1 protein-coding gene is annotated in these 1281 nt (G+C 46.1%); it reads left to right on the top strand.

Going from position 1 to position 1281, the window contains the following annotated elements:
• On the top strand, positions 1-1281 hold a 1281-nt coding region (locus A3738_RS24640), incomplete at both ends, for an ABC transporter ATP-binding protein (RefSeq protein WP_068763918.1).

Raw genomic sequence — 1281 nt, 5'->3', positions numbered from 1 at the left:
CCAAGCGCTATCCGGGAACGGTCGCGAACAATAAGGTTTCTCTCAATGTAGAGAAAGGTGAGATCCATGCGCTGCTTGGCGAGAACGGTGCAGGCAAAAGTACGCTGATGAAAATTATTTACGGAGTGGTCAAGCCTGATGAAGGTGAGATGCTCTGGGAAGGAAAACCTGTTTCAGTAAAAGGCGCTTCGCACGCTAGGGAACTTGGAATAGGGATGGTGTTTCAGCATTTCTCTTTATTTGAAACGCTTACCGTGGCTGAAAACATCGCACTCAGTATTCCGAAAGACCAAGTCGGGTCGATGGATGGCTTGAAGCAGCGTATCAGTGAAGTATCTGAACGCTATGGAATGAAGCTCGATCCAGATCGTTATGTTCACACCTTATCTATCGGTGAGCAGCAACGCGTAGAAATTGTTCGCTGCCTACTTCAAGACGTTAAACTACTCATTCTCGACGAACCTACCTCCGTACTGACCCCACAAGAAGTTGAAACTCTCTTTAAGACACTTCAGACATTGAGTGCTGAAGGCTGCAGTATTTTGTTTATCTCACACAAGCTTGATGAAGTGCGTGCTATTTGCACAGGCGCAACGATTTTGCGTGGCGGTGTGGTGACAGGTGACTGTAATCCGCAAGAAACAACAACGGATGAAATTGCGCGTTTGATGGTTGGCGATGACACTCCATTGAATCAGGACTACCAGAAAGCGGTCGGTGGTGATGTATTCCTTCAAGTTACTAACTTGAGTCACCAATCAGACGATCCATTCTCTACTTCACTTAAAAACATCACCATGGATGTGCGCAAAGGTGAGATTCTGGGTATTGCTGGTGTTGCAGGAAATGGGCAAGAAGAACTGCTCGATATGATCGGTGGCGAAGAGCTAGGTGAAGCCTCTGTCATCAAGTTTGAAGATCTGACAGTGGGTAAATTAGGACCTGCCGAACGACGCGCTTTAGGTTTAGGTTTTGTCCCTGAAGAACGTCTAGGACGTGGTGCGGTTCCAGATATGTCCTTGGAAGACAATGGTCTACTCACGGCATATCAAACGGGTGATTTGGTCAATAAAGGTTGGATTAATCGCTCCAAAGTCAAAGAGTTCGCCAACACTATTATCAGTAACTTCAAAGTAAAAACACCGGATGCGCAAGCGCAAGCGAAGTCTTTGTCTGGTGGTAATCTCCAAAAATACATTATCGGTCGTGAGATTCTTCAAAATCCTAAGTTATTAGTGTGTTCGCATCCTACGTGGGGTGTGGATATTGGTGCTGCGATTT

This window comes from Oleiphilus sp. HI0066 (assembly GCF_001635725.1).
The sequence above is the reverse complement of the archived record's forward strand: the minus strand, read 5'-3'. Positions and strand labels throughout refer to the sequence as shown.